The following is a 21,205-nucleotide window of genomic DNA, read 5'->3' on the forward strand; positions in this document are numbered from 1 at the left end:
AAGAGCGGCTTTTTTATTGCTGAAACGCTGCTGATTCGCGTGTGATCAGGACTCGAACGCCGCGGCGTCGTCCGCCGCTTCGAGATCGACTTCGACTTCCATAGCGGTGGCCGGTGCCGACGCCGCGATCGTGCTCGCCGAAGCGGACGCATCCAGCGCCGGATTGCGCAGCTTTTCCAGCACCGAAGCCGGCACGGGCACATTGACGCGGCCGATTACGTCGCCGTGCTGGAACATCAACAGATCGCCGGGTTCGAACGCGCTCCATACTTCGTTGTCGGTCAGCGGCTGCGTCGCGATCACCGCAACGCGGTCTTCGGGTGTGGTGTATTTGGCGAAGTCTATCGAGACGTCGGCGTCGACCAGATGCGCGGTAGAAAAAGGCCAGCGCCGCACGATGTAGTGCAGATGCGTGGAGCAATGCGCGAACAGCGCCTGGCCATTCGACATCAGAAAATTGAACACGCCGAACTGCGTAATCTCGCGCGTGAGGGTTTCGAGCGCGGCGAAGAGTTCATTGAGCGGCGGTTGCTGCGCGCCAGGAAACGCCTTGCGCAAACCTTCGAGCAATGCGCAAAAAGCAAGCTCGCTGTCCGTCGTGCCGACTGGCTGATAGACGCCCGAGAGTACCGGCGAAAAGTCTTTCAGATCGCCGTTGTGCGCAAAGATCCAGTGGCGTCCCCACAGTTCGCGCATGAACGGGTGGCAGTTTTCGAGCAGGATGTGCCCTTGCGTCGCCTTGCGAATATGCGCAATGGTGTTCTTCGACTTGATCGGATAGCGCTTGACCATTTCGGCGATCGGCGAGGTGGCCGACGATTGATGGTCGATGAACAGGCGACATGCTTTGTCTTCGAAGAAGGCGATGCCCCAGCCGTCGGCATGATGATCGGTGACGCCGCCGCGCGCCGCAAAGCCGGTGAACGAGAACGTGACGTCCGTCGGCGCGGCGCAGTTCATTCCGAGAAGTTGGCACATGTTGCGGGTAAGCCTGTGAACGGGGCGAGCCGTTACAATGACGATTGTTCAAGCATATCACCGAGCCAGAAACGCCAAATAGCAAAATTGACGTGTGTTCAGGCCGCAACACGGCGGTTTGACCTCATTGCTGGCGCATTGCTCGCATTTTCAGCTGCCTCCTGTTCCGCTCTCGCTCTCCTCTCGCCATGACCGATTCCAACGCTTCTCCTGATTCCCGCGACTCGATCACGCTCGCACGCCCTGACGATTGGCACTTGCACGTGCGCGACGGCGCGATGCTTGCAGCCGTGTTGCCGGACACAGCCCGCCAGTTTGCTCGCGCGATCATCATGCCGAATCTGAAGCCGCCGGTTACGACCACGGCGATGGCGCAGGCGTACCGCGAACGCATCGTGGCCGCCATCCCGGCGGGCGCAAAGTTCGAGCCGCTGATGACGCTGTATCTGACGGACAACACGCCGCCGGACGAAATCCGCCGCGCGCGCGACAGTGGTTTCGTGCACGGCGTGAAGCTCTACCCGGCGGGCGCTACGACCAACTCGGATGCCGGCGTGACCGACATCATGAAGTGCGCGAAAACCCTCGAAGCGATGCAGGAGACGGGCATGCCGCTCCTGGTGCACGGCGAAGTGACGGACTCGTCGATCGATCTGTTCGACCGCGAAAAGGTGTTCATCGACCGGGTAATGACGCCGTTGCGCCGCGACTTCCCCGCGCTGAAAGTAGTGTTCGAGCACATCACCACCAAAGACGCGGTCGACTACATCCGCGAAGCCGGCGTTGCGCCGAACCTGCTCGGCGCGACGATCACCGCACACCACTTGCTGTACAACCGCAACGCGATTTTCCAGGGCGGCATTCGCCCGCATTATTACTGCCTGCCGGTGCTCAAGCGCGAGACGCATCGCGTCGCGCTGGTCGAAGCGGCAATCTCGGGCAATCCACGTTTTTTCCTGGGTACCGACAGCGCGCCGCATCCGAAGGGTTTGAAGGAGCACGCTTGCGGCTGTGCCGGCTGCTACACGGCGCTGCACGCGCTGGAGCTGTACACCGAAGCCTTCGACCAGGCGGGCGCGCTCGACAGGCTCGAAGGCTTCGCGAGCTTCTTCGGCGCGGACTTTTATGGTCTGCCGCGCAACCAGGAGAAGGTCACGCTGCGTCGGGAAGAGTGGACGTTGCCTGCTGAACTGCCAGTCGGCGACACGCCTGTTGTGCCGCTGCGCGGCGGTGAGGCGATCGGTTGGCGGCTGATTTGAGGCTTTGCTAGATGCAGAGTGACGCGGGCGCGTGTGTGGGTGTGGACGTGGGCGACGGCGAAGGCGCGGGGGCACGTGTCGGTGTGGAAGCGGTGCCGGGCGCGGGCGCCGGGGCGCGCTTCGCCGCTATCGACTGGTCAAAGCCGTGGTTCGCGCAGTTCGCCCGACGCGGCCAGCGCTGGCAGCGGGCCGCACTTACGAGTTACGCCGCGTTGCTCGCTGAAATGAATGCCGACGCCGCTAACACGTGTCAGACCACAGGGCGCGGCCAACGCCTCGCGTTCATCGCGCAGGACGAACTCCCGCCCGGCGCCGCGTACGAGGCGCACATCGCGTCGACCGGTCGAGTGCCGACACGCCACAATTTGCACGACTTCTTCAACGCGTCGATGTGGTTCGCCTTCCCGCGCATCAAGGCCGCGCTCAATACACGGCAGTCGGCGGCGATCGACCTGCTCGGCGTCGGCTCGACGCGCGGCAGCGTGCGCGATGCGCTCACTCTCTTCGACGAAAACGCACTGCTGTTTGCGTGCAGTGATCCAGCGTTGAGCGCCGCGCTGCGTGGCTTCGACTGGCAGACGTTGCTGCTCCAGCGGCGCGACGCATGGGGTTCGAGCTGCGAGGTGCGCTGCTTCGGCCATGCGCTGCTGGAAAAACTCATCGCGCCGTTCAAGGGCTGCACGGGGCATGCATGGATCGTCGACGTACCGTCGGCGTACTTCGAATGGAACGCCGCCGCCCGCGACGCGTGGCTTGACGAGGCCGTCAGCGCCGCGTTGCTGACCACCGACGCGCTGACGAGCCGGCTGTTCGCGCCGCTTCCGGTGCTCGGAATTCCGGGCTGGTGGGCCGACAACGAGACACCGGGCTTTTACGACGATAAGTCTGTGTTCCGCTCCGGCCGGCGCGCAGATGTTAAAATCGGCGACAGCAAAGCAGGCCAGGCAGTCGCGGCCTCAGCGGCTTCGGCCAAAGAGGGCGAGGAAAGTCCGGACTCCACAGGGCAGGGTGATGGCTAACGGCCATCCGTGGCGACACGCGGAACAGGGCAACAGAAAGCAAACCGCCGATGGCCCGGCGCAAGTCGGGATCAGGTAAGGGTGAAACGGTGCGGTAAGAGCGCACCGCGGCTGCTGCAAGGCAGACCGGCACGGTAACCTCCACCCGGAGCAATTCCAAGTAGGCAGGCGCGCATCTTCGAGATGCAGGACGGGGCCCCCGTCTCGTCTGCGGGTAGGAAGCTTGAGCGTGTCAGTAATGACTCGCCTAGAGGAATGGCTGCCACGCGCGTCGCGTCTTCGGACGTTGCGCGTGCACAGAATCCGGCTTATCGGCCTGCTTTGCCACCTCATAAAAAATGCCGGCGTCTTTTCAGAACGCCGGCATTTTTTGTTTCTACGTGCGGGGCTTCAGTCAGGACCGCCCGCGCGGCTCGTGCCTTCGCCGTGACACCGCGCTCAGTTCGCCACAATATCGAACGAGTGCGTGAGTTCGGCCGTTTTCGCGATCATGATCGACGCCGAGCAGTATTTGTCGTGCGACAGGTTGATTGCGCGTTCCACGGTGGCCGGATTCAGATTCTTTCCGGTCACAGTGAAGTGGAAATGGATCTTCGTGAACACTTTCGGATCTTCGCTGGCGCGCTCGGCCTTCAGCGTCACCGAGCAGCCGGCGATTTCCTGGCGGCTTTTCTTCAGGATCATCACGACGTCGTAGGCGGTGCAACCGCCCGTGCCGAGCAGAACCATTTCCATCGGACGCGGTGCGAGATTGCGGCCGCCGCCCTCGGGCGCGCCGTCCATCGCAACCAGGTGGCCGCTGCCCGTCTCAGCAGCAAACGCCATCCCGTCTTGCCCCATCCAGCTCACTTTGCATTCCATGCTGTACTCCACCGCGCATCGCTATATCGAGACGGCATTGTAGCCCGGCGATGCAGCGTCCGCCCGAGGCGACCCGCGAGTCAAGTATGCGAATTGACGTCTCACGTGCTGCAGCGCGGCATGTTTGGGCCAGGTTAGAAAGATTGCCCGGCGTTTAGGGGTTTTACTCTAGTAGCGCTAGATTGGGGCCGCACGATCCCGTATGCCTCGTCGCTGTATCCACTTGGGCGAACGCCCCTTTCGCCATCCGTGATCCGCATTATGAAATCAGATTTCACATTGCAAATGTTCTTGCGTTGCACAAGCTTGCTTCATATAATTGCGTCATCGGTTGCGGCAGTTCGCAACCTCCGCTGTCTCCTCCACCTCCTCCTTTGGTGGATTAAACCCGAATCGCTTGTTCGGGTTTTTTTTTCGCCTGCGTTCTTACGCGCTCCAAAGGCCCCACGAGGGCACATTTGGAACCAAGTCCCGCACGTTTTGACTTGACGTCGCAAATTCCTTTATAATTCAGGGCTTTTCCGCATTCGCGCCCGCGGAGGAAGAACAGGGAGAGCCTGCACGCGCCTCGATGCGCACACTACAAGCAGGAAAAAACACATTGGGCGCAGCAATTTTTTTGGATCGATCATGAAGACGTTTTCCGCAAAAGCCCATGAGGTGACGCGCGAATGGTACGTGATTGACGCGACGGATAAGGTTCTCGGGCGTGTCGCCAGCGAAGTGGCACACCGTCTTCGCGGCAAGCACAAGCCTGAATTCACTCCGCACGTCGACACCGGTGATTTCATCATCGTTATCAACGCCGGCAAGCTGAAGGTCACGGGCAACAAGGCTACTGACAAGAAGTACTATCGCCACTCGGGCTACCCGGGCGGTATCTATGAAACGACGTTCGGCAAGATGCAGGAACGCTTCCCGGGCCGTGCGCTCGAAAAAGCGGTCAAAGGCATGCTGCCGAAGGGCCCGCTCGGCTACGCGATGATCAAGAAGCTGAAGGTCTACGCTGAAGCAACGCATCCGCATTCGGCGCAACAGCCGAAAGCGCTCGAGATCTAAGGGGAGCCCACATGATCGGTAACTGGAATTACGGCACGGGCCGCCGCAAGAGCGCCGTCGCACGCGTGTTCATCAAGGCAGGCAAGGGCGAGATCATTGTGAACGGCAAGCCTATCGCCGATTACTTCTCGCGCGAAACGTCGCTGATGATCGTTCGTCAACCGCTGGAACTCACGAACCACGGCGTCACGTTCGACATCAAGGTCAACGTGAACGGTGGCGGTGAAACGGGTCAAGCCGGTGCAGTTCGCCACGGCATCACCCGCGCGCTGATGGACTACGACGCAACGCTGAAGCCGGAACTGTCGAAGGCTGGCTTCGTTACGCGTGACGCTCGTGAAGTCGAACGTAAGAAGGTCGGCTTCCACAAGGCACGTCGCAGGAAGCAATTCTCGAAGCGTTAATCGCTTCGGGTGCGCACCGGCTCCAAGGTCGGAACGCAGCAAAAGCCGCCAACGCTGTCGCGAAGGCGGCTTTTTTTATGATCAGTGGCGCCAATTGGGCAATCGCGCGGTCGCCGCTCCGACCGCTTCGGCGCCAATGCAGGCAGACTGCGCGCGCAACGGCAGCGTCGATCGAAGCGACTGTAAGAACCCATTGATTTTGTGGGCTTCGGCACGATATTGAGATCAGCCCTACAATAGCGGTTAGAAGCTTTTTGGAGAGTTCGAATGAACGCAGTCACCGACACACCCGTGACCGAGATGCCCGCCCCCTTCGTCTTTACCGACGCAGCGGCTGACAAGGTCAAGCAACTGATCGAAGAAGAAGGCAATGCGGACCTGAAACTGCGCGTTTTCGTGCAGGGCGGCGGCTGTTCCGGCTTCCAGTACGGCTTTACGTTCGACGAAGCCGTCAACGAAGACGACACCGTCATGAACAAGAGCGGCGTGCAATTGCTGATCGACTCGATGAGCTACCAGTATCTGGTCGGCGCTGAGATCGACTACAAGGACGATATCAACGGCGCGCAGTTCGTGATCAAGAACCCGAATGCGACCACCACGTGCGGTTGCGGTTCGTCGTTTTCGGTCTGACACAACGGACAGACAAAGCGTTGGAAAGCAACGGGGCTTCGCGCCCCGTTTTTTATTGCCTGTGCACGCCGACGAACCGCGCGCCCGCACGACATGTGCAATGGCGCTCGTTCGACGACGACTGCGTCAACGCGGGTAAATTGCTCCCAGCACACGTTCCGCGCTCGCGCCGGTGACGGCCGGCAAATTTCCCGGCAGGCGCGCGACGCAGCGCATTGCGAGCCACGCAAAGGCCAGCGGCTCGACCTGGCTCGGCGGCACCCCGAGGGCGTCGGTCGTCATTACGGGAACGCCGCTTACGCCGCTGTCTTCCAGTGCCTGCTGCAGCGCCTTCAGAATCTCCGGATTGCGCGCACCGCCGCCGCACACGTAAACCGCTCGCGCGTCCGGCGCGTGCCGCTCGACCTCCCGCGCGACCGTCACAGCGGTCAGCGCGACCAGCGTCGCTTGTACATCGGCCGGCGCGAGTTCGCTAAACGGACGCAGTTTGGCGTCGAGCCACTCCGCATTGAAGAGATCACGTCCGGTACTCTTGGGCGGTTGCTGTGCGAAAAACGGTTCGTCGAGCAGCGCGTTCAGCAGTGACCGGTCGACCTGGCCGCTTGCCGCCAACTGACCGTTTTCGTCGAATGGCTTGCCGAGATGGCGCTGCGCCCACTCGTCGAGAAGTGCGTTCGCCGGCCCGCAATCGAAGCCGCGTACGCTGCCAGTCGCGTTCAGAATAGTGATGTTGCTGATGCCGCCAAGATTGCACACCACGCGCGTCTCGTCTTTCGCGCCGAAGATGGTCGCATGAAACGCCGGCACGAGCGGCGCGCCCTGGCCGCCAGCGGCGACGTCCCTACTGCGGAAGTCGGCGACCACGTCGATATGCATCATCTCGGCGAGCAGCGCCGGGTTGTTGATCTGCCGCGTGTAGCCTTTCTCTGGCCTGTGCCGCACCGTCTGCCCATGCACGCCGATCGCGCGCACTTCCGCGGCGGAAACGTGGCAGCCGCGCAGGAGCTCGTGACAACACACCGTATAGCGCGTGGCGAGCGCGTTGGCGGCCAGCGCTTCCCGTTCGATCTCGTTTTCGCCCGGCTGCTGCAGCGCGAACAACGCGTCGCGCAAGCCAGCTGCAAAGCCGACGAACGCCTCGGCCAGCACCACGGGCGGCTTCCCCTGGGCGAACCGGACAGCGACGCCGTCCACGCCGTCCATGCTGGTGCCGGACATCAATCCAAAGTAGACGCCGTCTGCGGGGTCTTGCGCCACGTTGCTGCTCCTGGTAATGGTTCGTTGCTCTTTCATTGCCGCTTCTTTGCGAAGGTTTTAGCAGATTATCGATGCAAGCGCGCTCGAATATAAAGCGTGTCCCGGCCGAAGCGACGTGCTGCGGCCAGGACGCGGCGTGCCGCGAAGTACAACTCGTACCGGCAGGACGCGCTCTCACCCCTGCCGGTGGGCGCGGCGGCGCGCATCTATGGGACAATCTACCTTTTCCGCGACTTCCCGTTTCCAGCATGAGCACCGAGTCCACCAAGCCTAACGCCGCCCCCGCCTTCCCGATCACCGACGAAGTCCGTCACGCGCTCGCCGTCACCAAGCGAGGCGTCGACGAATTGCTGATCGAAGAAGAATTCGCGCAAAAACTCGCGAAGAGCGCGGCGACCGGCACGCCGCTGCGTATCAAGCTCGGGCTCGATCCGACAGCGCCGGACATCCATATCGGCCATACGGTCGTACTGAACAAGATGCGGCAGTTGCAGGATCTCGGTCACACGGTCATTTTCCTGATCGGCGACTTCACGTCGCTCATCGGCGACCCGTCGGGCCGCAATGCCACGCGCCCGCCGCTCACGCGCGAGCAGATCGAATCGAACGCGAAGACTTATTTCGAGCAGGCCGCGCTGGTGCTCGACCGCGAGAAGACCGAGATCCGCTACAACAGCGAGTGGTCGATGCCGCTTGGCGCCGACGGCATGATCAAGCTCGCGTCGCGCTACACGGTCGCGCGAATTCTCGAGCGCGAAGATTTCACCAAGCGTTTCCAGAGCGGCGTGCCGATTTCTATCCACGAATTCCTGTATCCGCTGATGCAGGGTTATGACTCGGTCGCGCTGAATGCCGATCTGGAACTCGGCGGCACCGATCAGAAGTTCAACCTGCTGGTCGGTCGCGAACTGCAGAAGCAGTACGGCCAGGAGCAGCAGTGCATCCTGACGATGCCGCTGCTCGAAGGCCTCGACGGTGTCGAGAAGATGTCGAAGTCGAAGAACAACTACATTGGCATCAGCGAAAAGCCGACAGAGATGTTCGGCAAGCTGATGAGCATTTCCGACGTGTTGATGTGGCGTTACTTCGAACTGCTGTCGTTCCGTCCAATGGACGAAATCGCAGGCTTCAAGAAAGAAATCGAAGCCGGCCGCAATCCGCGCGATTTCAAGGTCATGCTGGGCCAGGAAATCGTCGCGCGCTTTCACTCGCAGGCCGATGCCGAGCGTGCGCTGGAAGACTTCAACCACCGCGCGAAGGGCGGCGTGCCGGACGATATCCCGGCGGTGACGCTGGCGGGCGCACCGCTAGCCATCGGCCAATTGCTGAAGCAGGCCAACCTCGTGCCGTCGACGAGCGAAGCGTTGCGCAACATCGAGCAGGGCGGTGTGAAGATCGACGGCGCGACTGTGTCGGACAAGGGCCTGAAGGTCGAGTCGGGCGAGTACGTCGTGCAGGTCGGCAAGCGCCGCTTTGCGCGCGTCACGCTGACTCCATGAGCGTGCGCGCAATGAACCGAACTTCGCGGCCGGAGCCGGCCCGATGATCGCGTTGATCCAACGCGTGCGGCGCGCCGAAGTGCGCGTGGCCGACCGCGTGACGGGCGAGATCGACGCCGGCCTGCTCGCGCTCGTGTGCGCGGAGCGCGGCGACACCGAAGCGGCGGCCGACCGGCTGCTCGCCAAAGTGCTCGGCTACCGCGTGTTTAGCGACGCCGCAGGCAAGATGAACCTCTCTGTGCAGAACCTGGACGGCGCCGGGCGCGCTGGAGGTCTGCTGCTGGTTTCGCAGTTCACCTTGGCCGCGGACACCAACAGCGGCTTGCGTCCGAGCTTCACGCCGGCCGCGCCGCCAGACGAGGGCAAACGCCTGTTCGACTACTTTGTTTCGGCGGCGCGCGCCAGGCATCCTATCGTCGAGACCGGCGAATTTGGCGCCGACATGCAGGTGTCGCTCGTCAACGACGGGCCGGTCACGTTCTGGCTGCAGACCAACGCCTGAGTTTCGAGCAGTTCTTGCAACCATAGCGGTTTGGCACAACCGGCCAACAGTGCTCAACTGGATCCCATGACCACGCAGATTCTGTTTATCCGGCACGGCGAGACCGACTGGAATCGCATCAAACGCATTCAGGGGCACATCGACATTCCGCTCGCGGCGGTCGGACTTGCGCAGGCGCACAGCCTTGCACGCCGCATCGCCGATGAAGTGAAGCACGGCGCGCGGCTCGACGCGATCTATTCGAGCGACCTGCAGCGCGCGCGGCAAACCGCGCAACCCGTCGCGGACGCGCTCGGTTTGCCGGTGCATTTGCGCGAAGGGTTGCGGGAGCGCTCATACGGCGCGTTCCAGGGTCACGACAGCGACGAAATCGCCGCGCGTTTCCCTGACGAATACGCACACTGGCAAACCCGCGACCCCGGCTTTACGCCGCCCGGAGGTGAGTCGCAGCGCGCGTTCTACCACCGCGTGTTGCACGCGATCGAACCGCTCGTCGCCGCGCATCCGGGCGGGCGAATTGCCTGCGTCGCGCACGGTGGCGTGCTCGATTGTGTGCGCCGCTTTGCATGCGGTTTACCGCTCGATGCGCCACGCGACTACGCGCTGCTGAACACCAGCGTGAATGTGGTGGACTTCGACAACGGCCGCGCTACGGTGGTGTCGTGGGGCGACATCTCGCATCTCGACGCGCCTGGCGCCGACGATAGCTTCAAGAGGGCTCCGGAACCGGGACGTTAATCACTTGCGCCGCGTCACGTGAACTCGTGTCACGCCGTTGAGCGAAGATCCGAGGCCGCGCGCCGCAGTAGCCGACGACGCGCGCGTTCGAACAAGCCTTTCATTCCGTTAATCTGATTACTGGCCGCGACGACCCGCACGCAGGCCAATCTGCTCAACGGGCCCAGGAATAGCCGCTCGCGCTGAGATCCGGCTTCAGGTCGCAGCCGAGTCCCACAGCCCAGGCAAGGTGCTGGACGCGTCTGGCGCCGCGAGTCCGAAGTGCCGGTAAGTCAGCAGCGTGGCCACGCGGCCGCGCGGCGTGCGTTGCAGAAATCCTTGCTGGATCAGATACGGCTCGAGCACGTCTTCGATAGTGTCGCGTTCTTCGCCAATGGCCGCCGCAAGGTTGTCGACGCCGACCGGTCCGCCGTCGAACTTGTGCAAAATCGCTTCCAGCAGCTTGCGGTCCATCAGGTCGAAGCCAACCGCGTCGACGTCGAGCATTCTGAGCGCCGCGTCGGCGACTTGGGCGGTGATGTTGCCGTCGGCTTTGACTTCGGCGAAATCGCGCACGCGGCGCAGCAGCCGGTTGGCGATACGCGGCGTGCCGCGCGCACGCTTGGCGATTTCGAACGCGCCGTCAGGATGAATCTGTGCATTCAGCAGCGAAGCCGAACGCGTGACGATGCGCGCGAGTTCCTCGGCGTTATAAAACTCCAGCCGTGCAACGATGCCGAAGCGATCGCGCAGCGGATTGGTCAACATGCCCGCGCGGGTGGTCGCGCCGACCAGCGTGAACGGCTGCAAGTCCAGCTTGACGCTGCGCGCGGCCGGCCCTTCGCCGATCATGATGTCGATCTGGTAATCCTCCAACGCGGGGTACAGAATTTCTTCGACGACCGGTGAAAGCCGGTGAATTTCGTCGATGAACAATACGTCGTTGGCTTCGAGGTTGGTCAGCAGCGCGGCCAGGTCGCCGGCGCGCTCCAGCACCGGCCCGGAGGTTTGCCGTAGATTCACGCCCATTTCCCGCGCGATGATGTGCGCGAGCGTGGTTTTGCCCAAGCCCGGCGGCCCAAACAGCAACACGTGGTCGAGCGATTCGGAGCGGCGCTTGGCTGCCTCAATGAAGATTTCCAGTTGACCGCGCACTTTTTCCTGCCCGACATATTCTTCGAGCTGGCGCGGTCGCAACGCTCGTTCGAACGCTTCTTCGTTCGGCGAGACGGGCGTGGCCGCGATGATGCGCTCGGCGGCGAGTTTGTCGGTTTCGATCATGTGGTCATTGTACCGCGCGAGGACGGTCGGGAAACCCGGCCGAATGGCCGATGCGCGTCGACCTGACAGACGACCTCACATCACGCGGGCGTCATTGCCCGAGCACGGCGAGGCCGCCGCCGAGACCTCGGCTTCAGGCCTTGGACAACGCCTTGAGCGCGAGTTTGATCCCTTCCGAAACGCCGGTGCCGGCCGGCACGTTCTTGATCGCGGCCAACGCTTCTTTCTCCGAGTAGCCCAATGCGAGCAGCGCGTTGAGAATGTCGGACGCGTGATCCGATGCCGACGCCGCGCCGGCCATCGCGCCGAGGTCCGCGCCAAGCTTGCCCTTCAGTTCGAGCAGCAGTCGCTCCGCCGTCTTCTTGCCGATGCCCGGTACGCGCGTGAGGCGCGCGGCGTCCTGCAGCGTGACGGTCTGCGAAAGCTCGTGCACGCTCATGCCGGACAGCACGGCCAGCGCCATGCGCGCGCCGATGCCCGAGATTTTCAACAACTCGCGGAAAGTGGAGCGTTCCTCCGTCGTGCCGAAGCCGTAGAGCAGATGCGCGTCTTCTCGCACGATCATTTGCGTGAGCAGCACCACGCGTTCGCCGGTGGACGGCAAGTTGTAGAACGTGCTCATGGGCACATCGACTTCGTAGCCGACACCGTTACAGTCGACGAGCAGATGCGGCGGGTTTTTTTCCAGCAGAACGCCGGCAATGCGACCGATCATGGCGAATTCAGATTCGAGAGAAAGGGCGAGTGTAGCGCAGGGCGTGTGCGCCGCTTAAGGCCAGTCATTGCATCAAGCGAAAAAAGCGGAAGCCGGCACGGAAACATTAGCCAACCAGACGCCCGCGCCGCACGCGCAGTCCTTTCTTTGCAAGCGATGGCGCGATGCCACCGAGCGTGCTCAATGTCGTGCCGCCGTGCGCATGACAAATGGCCATGCCGAGTGCGTCGGCGGCGTCGGTGCTCGGCACGCCCGAAAGATTGAGCAGGCGCACGACCATCTGCTGCATCTGCTCCTTGGTCGCGCGGCCGTAACCGACTACCGCCTGCTTCAACTGCAGGGCAGTGTATTCGGCGACCGGCACGCCGCCCGCCACGAGTCCGCAGATGGCCGCGCCGCGCGCCTGGCCGAGCAGCAACGTGGATTGCGGATTGACGTTGACGAACACCTTTTCGATCGCCGATTGATCCGGCGAGTGCTGGCGAATCAGCGTCGAGATACCCTCGAAGATAGTGCCGAGCCGCGACGGTAAATCGGCGTCCGCGGTCTTGATGATGCCGCTCGCGACATAGCTCAGTGTGTGACCGCTTTGATCGATCACGCCGAAGCCGGTCACGCGCAGGCCGGGGTCGATGCCGAGAATTCTCATGAAGTGCCGCAGATGCGGTTAAAACCAGGTGCCTGCGATACTACAACACACACGCCGCGCGGCGGTCCGCATGTGGCGGGGCAGGCGGAATAAAAACTGCTGCCGTGGGCGCAGGGAGGCGATCGCATATGCAGCGCTATGGGAACAGAAGCGGAAAATCGGGCGTCGTGGCCTACGAAATCGGCGATAACTTCGTCGCCGCTCGCTTCAACTCGGGCACGACCTACTGGTATTCGAAAGAGAGCGTCGGCGCGAAACATGTCGCTGCGCTCAAGCGCCTCGCGAAGCAAGGCGAGGGCCTTGGCACCTACATCAGCCAGCACCCGGACGTGAGGGACGGCTACGAGCGCAAGGATCCCCCGGACTGACGACGCAGTCGGCGTTGGCCGGGCATCCGAAACAAAACGGCCCGGCGGAAAATTCCACCGGGCCGTTCGATCGTCTCTGATTGCGGATGTTGCAATGACACGCCGCTCGTCAAACCCGAATCAATGCCGGAAATGACGCACGCCGGTCAACACCATCGCGATGTTGTGTTCGTCAGCGGCGCTCACCACTTCGTCGTCGCGCATCGAGCCGCCCGGCTGGATCACGCAGGTCGCTCCGGCTGCCACGACCACGTCGAGGCCGTCGCGGAACGGAAAGAACGCGTCCGACGCGACCGCCGAGCCACTCAGCTTCAAACCGGCGTTCTGCGCCTTGATGCTCGCGATGCGCGCCGAGTCCACACGGCTCATCTGGCCAGCACCGACGCCGAGCGTCATGCCGTTGCCGCAGAACACGATTGCGTTCGACTTCACGTACTTCGCCACGCGCCATGCGAACAGCAGGTCGTCCATCTCCTTCGGCGTCGGATGACGCTTCGTGACCACGCGCAACTCGCGCGGCTGCACGTTCTTCGAATCGAGTGATTGGACCAGCAGGCCGCCGCCCACGCGCTTAAGATCGAAAGCGTTATGGCCTTCGCCCAATGCGATTTCAAGCAAGCGCACATTCTGCTTCGCCGCGAAAACCTGGCGCGCTTCGGCAGTGAACGACGGCGCGATGAGCACTTCGACGAACTGCTTGGCCACCGCTTGCGCCGCCGCTTCATCAACTTCGCGATTGAACGCGATGATGCCGCCGAACGCCGACGTCGGATCGGTCTGGAACGCCTTCGAATAGGCTTCGTTCGCGTTGGCGCCGACCGCCACGCCGCACGGATTCGCGTGCTTGACGATCACGCAGGCCGGCACGTCGAAGGTCTTCACGCATTCCCACGCCGCGTCGGAGTCGGCGATGTTGTTGTACGAGAGTTCCTTGCCTTGCAACTGGTTGTAGTTCGCGAGCGCGCCGGCCGGCACCGACAGGTCGCGATAGAACGCGGCGCTCTGATGCGGGTTTTCGCCGTAGCGCAGATCCTGCACCTTGTTGAAGGCGAGGTTCAAGGTCGCCGGATAGGCGTTGCGCGACGCGTGCTGCAGTTCGTCGGTGAGACTCGTCAGATAGTTCGTGATCGCGCCGTCGTACTGCGCGGTGTGTGCGAACACCTTGGTCGCGAGACGGAAGTTCGTCTTGTACGACACCGCGTTGCTCTTCGCGCGCATTTCCTCGAGCACGACCGCGTAATCGGCGGGATCGACCACCACGGTCACGTCGCGATGATTCTTCGCAGCGGAGCGCAGCATGGTCGGGCCGCCGATGTCGATGTTCTCGATCGCGTCTTCCAGCGAGCACTCTTCTTTCGACACCGTCTGCACGAACGGGTACAGGTTCACGACCAGCAGGTCGATGGTCGGGATGTCGTGCTTCTCGAGCGCTGCCATGTGTTCCGGCAGGTCGCGGCGCGCGAGAATGCCGCCGTGCACCTTCGGATGCAGCGTCTTCACGCGCCCGTCGAGCATTTCCGGGAAGCCCGTGTAGTCGGCGACTTCGGTGACGGAGAGGCCGGCGTCCGCGAGCAGTTTCGCGGTGCCGCCGGTCGACAGGATCTTGACACCGAGGTCCGACAGCGACTTGGCGAAGTCGACGATGCCGGACTTGTCGGAAACGGAGATGAGCGCTTGCTTGATCATGATGAAGACGAAAAGCCGAAGGGAAACGTGGCAGGGCGCGAGAAAACTACTTCGAGCTACAACAAACCGTGCTGTTGCAGCTTCTTGCGCAGCGTATTGCGGTTGATGCCGAGATACTCGGCGGCCAGCGACTGATTGCCGCCGGCCTGCTCGAGCACCACTTCGAGCAGGGGTTTTTCAACGCACGAAATCACCATGTCGTACACATCGTGCGGATTCGAGCCGTCGAGATCCTGGAAGTACACGCCCAGGCTGTCGCGGACAGATTGTTCGATATTATTCTTGCTCATGCTGCTAGTCGGTCTGTGTGGTCCTCGCCCTTGTTGTCGGGCCCGGGGTTGCCGACGGTTTCGTCGACGTAGACGAGACGGTCGGAGATCGCCTTCTGTGCGTCGAAAAACTCGTTGACGGCGAGGAGTTGTTCGCGCGTGGTGTCCAGCGTATTCATGCGATGCCGGAACACGTTGGCGCCGGAAAGGCCGCGAGTGTACCAGCCGATGTGCTTGCGCGCAGTGCGAACGCCGGTAAATTCCCCGTAGAACTCGTAGTGATCTTCCAGGTGCTCGTTCATGACCTGCTGGATTTCGTCGATGCGCGGCGGCGGCAACAACTCGCCCGTCTGCAGGAAATGTTCGATCTCGCGGAACAACCACGGGCGCCCCTGCGCCGCGCGGCCGATCATGATGGCGTCGGCGCCCGTGACGGCGAGCACGTGGCGCGCTTTTTCCGGCGACGTTATATCGCCGTTGGCTACCACCGGAATGCGCACCGCCGCCTTGACTGCGGCGATGGTCTCGTATTCGGCGTCGCCGTGATACAGGTCGGCGCGGGTGCGGCCGTGCACGGTCAGCATCGAAATGCCGGCGTTCTCCGCGAGGCGCGCGACATTCAGCGCATTCCTGTTCTCGCGATCCCAGCCGGTGCGGATTTTCAATGTGACCGGCACCGCGTCGGGACCGACGCCCACCGCGCTCACCACCGCCTCGACAATGCGCTGCACGAGCGGCTCGTTCTGCAGCAGGGCGGAACCGGCCGCCACATTGCAGACCTTTTTGGCCGGACAGCCCATATTGATGTCGATGATCTGCGCGCCGTTCGCCACGTTGTAGCGGGCCGCTTCGGCCATCATGGCGGGATCGGCGCCAGCGATCTGCACGGCGATCGGCTCGACCTCGCCCGCGTGATTCGCGCGGCGCATGGTCTTCTCGCTTTTCCACAACTGCGCGTTCGACGCGACCATTTCCGACACGGCGTAGCCCGCGCCGAGCCGTTTGCACAGTTGGCGGAACGGCCGGTCGGTCACGCCGGCCATGGGCGCGACGAACAGGTTATTACGTAGATTGTGCGAGCCGAGAGTGGGCATGACATGGACGCGCCAGCGACCGATTGCACAGTGTTGTCAATCGGAGCGTTCGCGAAATGCGAGGGAAAACCGCTATTTTAGCGTTAACAGATAACCCGCACCGGACCTGCGAGTGCTGTAACCCATTAAATCTTCTATGAAAGTGGTCGGCGTCATAGAGTCCTGGCTGCTCGCCGAACCTGGCTCGGGCGGCGAAGACGCGACGAAAGCGGAACCGCGCGAGCCGCGCATAAACCGGGATGCGAGCCGCGCGTCTCTGCTCAGCGGCGCTGCCCGAACATCATCTGACGCGCGAGCGCGGTTTTCACAGGAGGCACGAATTCGAGCGCGGTCAGTGCGAGGCCGCGCATGATCGCGAGCGGCGCGAAGTCGACGGTGAAAAGACGCGCGAGCGTGTCGGTCGCACCAATCGTCATGCGGCGGTCGAGCGCGCGGCGCTGCGCGAACGTCGCGAGCGCGAGCGGCGTGGGACCTTCCGCCGACAACGCGTCGGCGAGCGCATGCGCGTCGCGCAGGCCGAGATTGAGCCCTTGACCCGCTACCGGATGCAGCGTTTGCGCCGCATTGCCGATTGCGACAGCGCGACCCTTGACGAGCGTATCGACGGCGTTCAGGCCGAGCGGGAACGACGCGCGCCCCTTGATGTGCGTGAAGCGTCCCATGCGACCGCCGAACGCGCCGCCGAGTTCGTGCAGGAAATCGTCGTCGGAGAGTTGCGCGCGACGCGCGGCTTCGTCCGGCGAGCAGCACCACACGAGCGCGTAGTCCGCGCCACGCACGCCGCCCATCGGCAGCAACGCGATCGGACCTTCCGGCGTGAAGCGTTCCCACGCGACATGCGGCTGCGGCGCCGACACGGTCACCGTGCCGACCAGCGCTGTTTGCCCGTAGTCGCGCGTGCCCTGCGTGCCCTGTTTGTCCGAGCGTTTGCCGGCATGCTCGCCCGCGTCGTTGGGCGCCGATGTGCGCGTGTGCGCTTCGGGGTCGCGCCCGTCGTCTGCTTCGGTGTCGTTGTCAGCGCTTGCGCCGACGGCCGCGGCTGCGCGCCTCTTTGCGCCGCCGTGTCCGCTTTTCTGGTCGCCGAACAGGCCACCTTCCGCATTCACAAGAATCCGGGTGCGCAAGCGGCGCGTGACGCCGGCGGTTTCGATCGGCAGCGTGACGCCGTCGTTTTCCTGAACGGGCGCGGCGGCGGAGGTCGAGCGGAACCAGTGCACCGGCGTCGCGTGCACGGCTTCGGCGAGGCCATGCACGATCGAGCCATAGCGCAGCACATAGCCGAGCGCCGGCAGGCCGTGCTCAGCGTGGTCTATCAGCGTGCGGCCGAAACGACCGCGCTGCGATACGTGGATGCGTTGGATCGCGGTGGCGTCGGCGGGCCAGCGCAACGGCTCCAGGATCATGCGGCTGCCGTGCGAGACGGCGATCGCGCGCGGATCGGCAATTGAATCCTCGGGCTCGCGGGCGTCCACGAGGCCGACTTTGAGCGCGCGCGTCGCACTGCGGCGGGCCAGCCAACCGGCAAGCGCGAGCCCCACCGGCCCGGCGCCCACGATCGTCACGTCGAAATCGAATGTCTGATCGAGTGCGGCGGGCCTCAGGATCACCGTGGACGGGGAGACATCGTTCATTGCGGGTTACTTCCTTGTTTCATGAGCCGCGGGCGTCGCGCATCAGCGCTTCGATTTCGTCGGGGGCGACCGGCACGTCGCGCGTCATCAGTTCACAGCCTGCGGGCGTGACGATCGCGTCGTCTTCGATGCGAATGCCGATGTTCCAGTAGCGCTCGGGCACGCCTTCGGCCGGGCGGATATACAAGCCGGGCTCGATGGTCAGCGTCATCGAAGCCTGCAACGTGCGCCAGGGCAACGCGCCGGTTTCGTCGCGCGGCGCGCCGCGCTCACGGTAGTCGCCGACATCGTGCACGTCCATGCCGAGCCAGTGGCCGGTGCGGTGCATATAGAACGGCGCGTAGGCGCGCTCGGCGATCAGGTCGTCGACAGAAGCAAACTTGTTGCGCTCGACAATGCCCGTGTCCAGCAAGCCTTGCGACAGCACGCGCACGGCGGCCTGATGCGGATCGTCGAAGGTGGCGCCGATCCGCGTCGCGTCGACGGCCGCCTGCTGCGCGGCGAGCACGATGTCGTAAAGCTCGCGCTGCGCCGGCGTGAAGCGGCCGCTTGCCGGGAACGTTCGCGTGATGTCGGATGCGTAGCCGTCCAGTTCGCAGGCCGCGTCGATCAGGATGAGGTCGCCATCCTGCGCAATCGCGTTGCCGGCCGGATAGTGCAGCACGCAAGCATTGGCGCCGGCCGCGACGATCGACGTATAGGCGGGCGCCTGCGCACCGAATTTGCGGAACGTGTAGAGCAGCTCCGCTTCGAGTTCGTACTCGCGCACGCCGGGGCGGCACGCCGCCATCGCCCGGCGGTGCGCCTGCGCGGATATCTGTCCGGCGCGGCGCATGATCGCCAGTTCGTGGTCGTCCTTGATGAGCCGCATGTCGTCGAGCAGCGGCACGAGATCGCGCGCGGCCATGGGCGCCGCGACGCCGCTGCGGCCTTGAGCGCGCACGGCCTCGAGCCAGCCGCGCACCTGGCCGTCGAATTTCTCCGACGCGCCCAGCGCGTAGTGCAGCGACGGCTTGTCCGCGAGCAGCCTCGGCATGTGCGCATCGATTTCGCCGAACGGAAACGCGGCGTCGAATCCGAAGGCTACCCGCGCGCCGTCTGGCCCGAAACGGAAGCCTTCCCATGTTTCGCGCTCGATATTTTTCTCGCGGCAGAACAGGATGGACGCGGGCTCGCCAGTTGCGGCGCTTGCGTCGAGCACGAGCAGCGCTTCGGGCTCGGTGAAGCCGGTCAGATAGTAGAAGTAGCTGTCGTGCCGGTACGGATAATCCGCGTCGCGGTTGCGCAGCGCTTCGGGCGCGGTCGGCACGATGGCGACGCCGCCGCCCGCCGCGCGCAGCGCGGCGAGTACGCGCTCGCGGCGTGTACGGTAGACGTCGATGGCAATGGTGGGTTCGGTCGGCTGGTTCATCGTGCGATTGTAGCGCCCAATGCACAGAGTCATTTTTGTGCCGATGCCGACGCCGAACGACCGGTGCGTTGGCCGTTCGGCCGGCTAGACGGCGCTCGGGCGGCGCGGCAATGTTGCAATCCATCCACAGCAAACGTGCATGCGGCTCGCAGAGAGCGCACGGGCCGCTCGCGCATGGCGCCAAGCACTTATACTTTCGCCGGATTCAGAAAAAGGCAGATGGCAATGATGAAACTCATCGGTTCGCTCGCCAGCCCGTTCGTGCGCAAAGCGCGCATCGTGCTGGCCGACAAGAAGATCGACTACGAGCTGGTGCCCGAGAACGTCTGGGCGCCGGATACCCGCATCCACACCTTCAATCCTCTCGGCAAAGTCCCGTGCCTCGTGATGGAAGATGGCGAAGCAGTGTTCGACTCGCGAGTGATCTGCGAGTACGTGGACACGCTGTCGCCGGTCGGCAAGCTGATTCCACAAGCGGGGCGCGAGCGCATCGAGGTGCGTTGCTGGGAAGCGCTCGCCGACGGCTTGCTGGACGCCGCCGTGCTGATCCGCCTCGAAAGCACGCAGCGCACCCCGGAGCAGCGGGTCGACGCGTGGGTGGCGCGGCAGCAGCGCAAGATCGACGAATCGCTCGTCGCCATGTCTCAGGGCCTGGGCAGCAAGCCGTGGTGCGCTGGCAATCACTACACGCTCGCCGATATTGCCGTGGGTTGCGCGTTGGGCTATCTCGACTTCCGCATGCCGGATCTGAACTGGCGCGAGTCGCACCCGAATCTCGACAAGCATTTTCAGAAGCTTTCGTTGCGCCCGTCGTTTATTGATACCGTGCCGGTTAACTGACCGAGCCGATAAAGCTGGTTGCCCGAGATTAATGCAAGTTTGCAAAATTGCGTTAATCAGTCTTTCAAAGTCATGAATTAATGCTTTCGTTTGTGGTAAAAAAAGCGCCTCCCGTCAGGCGCTTTTTTTCGTCTGCCGCGTGGGGCAATGGTTCTGCGGTTATTTATTCGGCATGTTTCAGCGTCGAAAGCGGCCATTGCAAATGGGCGACGCGTTATGTGCGTCGTCAAAACGAATACACCACAAAGAGACTTTCATGATGAAACCGTATCGCTTTGTTATTGCCGCCTCCGCCTGCTCGCTGTTTGCCGCGTGCTCCAATGTGAGCAGCCTCGACCCGTCGGCACTGGTTCAATCCGGCCAGCTGGTCACGCAAGCGGCTACGCTTTCCGACGCCGACGTGCGCACGCTGACCGACAAATCCTGCGCGCAGCTCGACAGCGAAAACACGATCGCGCCCGCTAATAGCAAATACCAGAAGCGTCTAAACAAGATCGCCGCGCAATTGGGCGACAACATCAACGGCACGCCGGTGAATTACAAGGTGTACATCACGAAGGACGTCAACGCGTGGGCAATGGCTAACGGTTGCGTGCGCGTGTACAGCGGTCTGATGGACATGATGAACGACAACGAGGTGCGCGGCGTGGTCGGCCATGAGATGGGTCACGTGGCGCTCGGCCATACGAAGAAGGCAATGCAGGTTGCGTATGCGACATCTGCGGCGCGTTCGGTTGCTTCTTCGGCGGGCGGCGTTGCGGGCGCGCTGTCCGGTTCGCAATTGGGCGATTTCTCGGAAAAGCTGATTAACGCGCAATTCTCGCAAACTCAGGAAAGTGCCGCCGACGACTATTCGTTCGAGTTGCAGAAAAAGAAAAATCTCGATCCGTCGGGTCTTGTCACGGCGTTCAACAAACTCGCGCAAATAGACGGCGGAAAATCGAGTATGTTGAGTTCGCACCCGGCGTCGCCTGCACGGGCGCAGCATATTCAGCAGCGTATTGCTTCAAATCAATAACGCTTGCGTGGTTCAACCATAACGCTTGCGTGGTTCACCAAACGCGCGCTTGCGG

General features: G+C 63.0%; 21 protein-coding genes, 1 other RNA gene and 1 pseudogene. 12 read left to right on the forward strand and 11 right to left on the reverse strand.

From position 1 onward, the window contains the following. Window positions 1–45 precede the first annotated feature (45 nt). Window positions 46–978: a class II glutamine amidotransferase gene (locus tag BCA01S_RS22230; RefSeq protein WP_084166907.1), complete on the reverse strand. Its 933-nt coding sequence runs from the start codon at window positions 976–978 to the stop codon at window positions 46–48. A 188-nt stretch (window positions 979–1,166) separates the two neighbouring features. Between BCA01S_RS22230 and pyrC the strand changes: the two genes are divergently transcribed. From pyrC to rnpB, 3 genes and pseudogenes are all read left to right on the forward strand, one after another. Beyond that, entirely contained in the window at window positions 1,167–2,237 is a 1,071-nt protein-coding gene (gene pyrC / locus BCA01S_RS22235; protein ID WP_027778822.1) for a dihydroorotase, read from the forward strand. Between the two features lie 41 nt (window positions 2,238–2,278). Continuing rightward, a pseudogene (locus BCA01S_RS22240) lies at window positions 2,279–3,148 on the forward strand (DUF3025 domain-containing protein); the annotation flags it as partial. 21 nt (window positions 3,149–3,169) lie between these two features. After that, window positions 3,170–3,583: RNase P RNA component class A (gene rnpB / locus BCA01S_RS36520), an RNA gene on the forward strand. 111 nt (window positions 3,584–3,694) lie between these two features. Here the strand turns inward: rnpB and BCA01S_RS22245 are convergent. After that, a complete protein-coding gene (locus tag BCA01S_RS22245; RefSeq protein WP_025602559.1) occupies window positions 3,695–4,117 on the reverse strand; it encodes an OsmC family protein in 423 nt (140 codons plus the stop codon). Window positions 4,118–4,747: 630 nt separating this feature from the next. Between BCA01S_RS22245 and rplM the strand changes: the two genes are divergently transcribed. The 3 genes from rplM (at window position 4,748) to erpA (ending at window position 6,213) form a co-directional block, all read left to right on the forward strand. Then, a complete protein-coding gene (gene rplM / locus BCA01S_RS22250) occupies window positions 4,748–5,176 on the forward strand; it encodes a 50S ribosomal protein L13 (RefSeq protein ID WP_020069304.1) in 429 nt (142 codons plus the stop codon). A gap of 11 nt (window positions 5,177–5,187) precedes the next feature. Then, window positions 5,188–5,580: a 30S ribosomal protein S9 gene (rpsI, locus tag BCA01S_RS22255; RefSeq protein WP_007180423.1), complete on the forward strand. Its 393-nt coding sequence runs from the start codon at window positions 5,188–5,190 to the stop codon at window positions 5,578–5,580. A gap of 267 nt (window positions 5,581–5,847) precedes the next feature. Then, a complete protein-coding gene (erpA, locus tag BCA01S_RS22260; RefSeq protein WP_007180424.1) occupies window positions 5,848–6,213 on the forward strand; it encodes an iron-sulfur cluster insertion protein ErpA in 366 nt (121 codons plus the stop codon). Window positions 6,214–6,339: 126 nt separating this feature from the next. Here the strand turns inward: erpA and BCA01S_RS22265 are convergent, their stop codons facing one another. Then, a complete protein-coding gene (locus tag BCA01S_RS22265) occupies window positions 6,340–7,470 on the reverse strand; it encodes an anhydro-N-acetylmuramic acid kinase (RefSeq protein ID WP_027778824.1) in 1,131 nt (376 codons plus the stop codon). Between the two features lie 248 nt (window positions 7,471–7,718). On the opposite strand from BCA01S_RS22265, the gene tyrS reads away from it, so the two are divergent. The 3 genes from tyrS to BCA01S_RS22280 all read left to right on the forward strand — a co-directional run bounded on the left by tyrS (window position 7,719) and on the right by BCA01S_RS22280 (window position 10,209). Continuing rightward, window positions 7,719–8,969 carry a tyrosine--tRNA ligase gene (tyrS, locus tag BCA01S_RS22270; RefSeq protein WP_027778825.1) on the forward strand — a complete coding sequence of 417 codons (1,251 nt, stop codon included), beginning with the start codon at window positions 7,719–7,721 and terminating at the stop codon, window positions 8,967–8,969. Window positions 8,970–9,012: 43 nt separating this feature from the next. After that, window positions 9,013–9,471 (forward strand): D-aminoacyl-tRNA deacylase, encoded by a 459-nt coding sequence (dtd, locus tag BCA01S_RS22275; protein ID WP_027778826.1) that lies wholly within the window; start codon window positions 9,013–9,015, stop codon window positions 9,469–9,471. 66 nt (window positions 9,472–9,537) lie between these two features. After that, a complete protein-coding gene (locus BCA01S_RS22280; RefSeq protein ID WP_027778827.1) occupies window positions 9,538–10,209 on the forward strand; it encodes a histidine phosphatase family protein in 672 nt (223 codons plus the stop codon). A 195-nt stretch (window positions 10,210–10,404) separates the two neighbouring features. Here BCA01S_RS22280 and ruvB read toward each other — a convergent pair whose 3' ends face one another. The 3 genes from ruvB to ruvC form a co-directional block, all read right to left on the reverse strand. Further along, entirely contained in the window at window positions 10,405–11,469 is a 1,065-nt protein-coding gene (gene ruvB / locus BCA01S_RS22285; protein ID WP_020069299.1) for a Holliday junction branch migration DNA helicase RuvB, read from the reverse strand. A 133-nt stretch (window positions 11,470–11,602) separates the two neighbouring features. Further along, the gene (ruvA, locus tag BCA01S_RS22290; RefSeq protein WP_020069298.1) at window positions 11,603–12,184 is read right to left on the reverse strand and encodes a Holliday junction branch migration protein RuvA; all 582 of its coding nucleotides are present in this window, start codon (window positions 12,182–12,184) and stop codon (window positions 11,603–11,605) included. Window positions 12,185–12,290: 106 nt separating this feature from the next. Next, window positions 12,291–12,833, reverse strand: coding sequence for a crossover junction endodeoxyribonuclease RuvC (ruvC, locus tag BCA01S_RS22295; RefSeq protein ID WP_020069297.1), 543 nt, complete (start codon window positions 12,831–12,833; stop codon window positions 12,291–12,293). A gap of 128 nt (window positions 12,834–12,961) precedes the next feature. Between ruvC and BCA01S_RS22300 the strand changes: the two genes are divergently transcribed. Continuing rightward, window positions 12,962–13,201 carry a hypothetical protein gene (locus BCA01S_RS22300; protein ID WP_027778828.1) on the forward strand — a complete coding sequence of 80 codons (240 nt, stop codon included), beginning with the start codon at window positions 12,962–12,964 and terminating at the stop codon, window positions 13,199–13,201. Between the two features lie 120 nt (window positions 13,202–13,321). On the opposite strand, the gene purH is transcribed toward BCA01S_RS22300, so the two are convergent. From purH to BCA01S_RS22325, 5 genes are all read right to left on the reverse strand, one after another. Further along, window positions 13,322–14,887 (reverse strand): bifunctional phosphoribosylaminoimidazolecarboxamide formyltransferase/IMP cyclohydrolase, encoded by a 1,566-nt coding sequence (purH, locus tag BCA01S_RS22305; protein WP_027778829.1) that lies wholly within the window; start codon window positions 14,885–14,887, stop codon window positions 13,322–13,324. Between the two features lie 56 nt (window positions 14,888–14,943). Then, window positions 14,944–15,177 (reverse strand): Fis family transcriptional regulator, encoded by a 234-nt coding sequence (locus tag BCA01S_RS22310; RefSeq protein ID WP_020069294.1) that lies wholly within the window; start codon window positions 15,175–15,177, stop codon window positions 14,944–14,946. After that, window positions 15,174–16,250 (reverse strand): tRNA dihydrouridine synthase DusB, encoded by a 1,077-nt coding sequence (gene dusB, locus BCA01S_RS22315; protein ID WP_027778830.1) that lies wholly within the window; start codon window positions 16,248–16,250, stop codon window positions 15,174–15,176. The genes BCA01S_RS22310 and dusB overlap by 4 nt, the downstream gene beginning before the upstream one ends. 260 nt (window positions 16,251–16,510) lie before the next feature. Beyond that, a complete protein-coding gene (locus BCA01S_RS22320) occupies window positions 16,511–17,881 on the reverse strand; it encodes a UbiH/UbiF/VisC/COQ6 family ubiquinone biosynthesis hydroxylase (RefSeq protein WP_027778831.1) in 1,371 nt (456 codons plus the stop codon). Window positions 17,882–17,900: 19 nt separating this feature from the next. Next, window positions 17,901–19,292 carry an aminopeptidase P N-terminal domain-containing protein gene (locus BCA01S_RS22325; protein WP_027778832.1) on the reverse strand — a complete coding sequence of 464 codons (1,392 nt, stop codon included), beginning with the start codon at window positions 19,290–19,292 and terminating at the stop codon, window positions 17,901–17,903. A gap of 219 nt (window positions 19,293–19,511) precedes the next feature. Here BCA01S_RS22325 and BCA01S_RS22330 point away from each other — a divergent pair, with 219 nt between their 5' ends. Continuing rightward, window positions 19,512–20,132, forward strand: coding sequence for a glutathione S-transferase family protein (locus tag BCA01S_RS22330; protein ID WP_027778833.1), 621 nt, complete (start codon window positions 19,512–19,514; stop codon window positions 20,130–20,132). A 259-nt stretch (window positions 20,133–20,391) separates the two neighbouring features. Further along, window positions 20,392–21,150 (forward strand): metalloprotease LoiP, encoded by a 759-nt coding sequence (loiP, locus tag BCA01S_RS22335; RefSeq protein WP_027778834.1) that lies wholly within the window; start codon window positions 20,392–20,394, stop codon window positions 21,148–21,150. Window positions 21,151–21,205: the final 55 nt, after the last annotated feature.

This window comes from Paraburkholderia caledonica NBRC 102488, from assembly GCF_000685095.1.
Classification (GTDB): domain Bacteria; phylum Pseudomonadota; class Gammaproteobacteria; order Burkholderiales; family Burkholderiaceae; genus Paraburkholderia; species Paraburkholderia caledonica.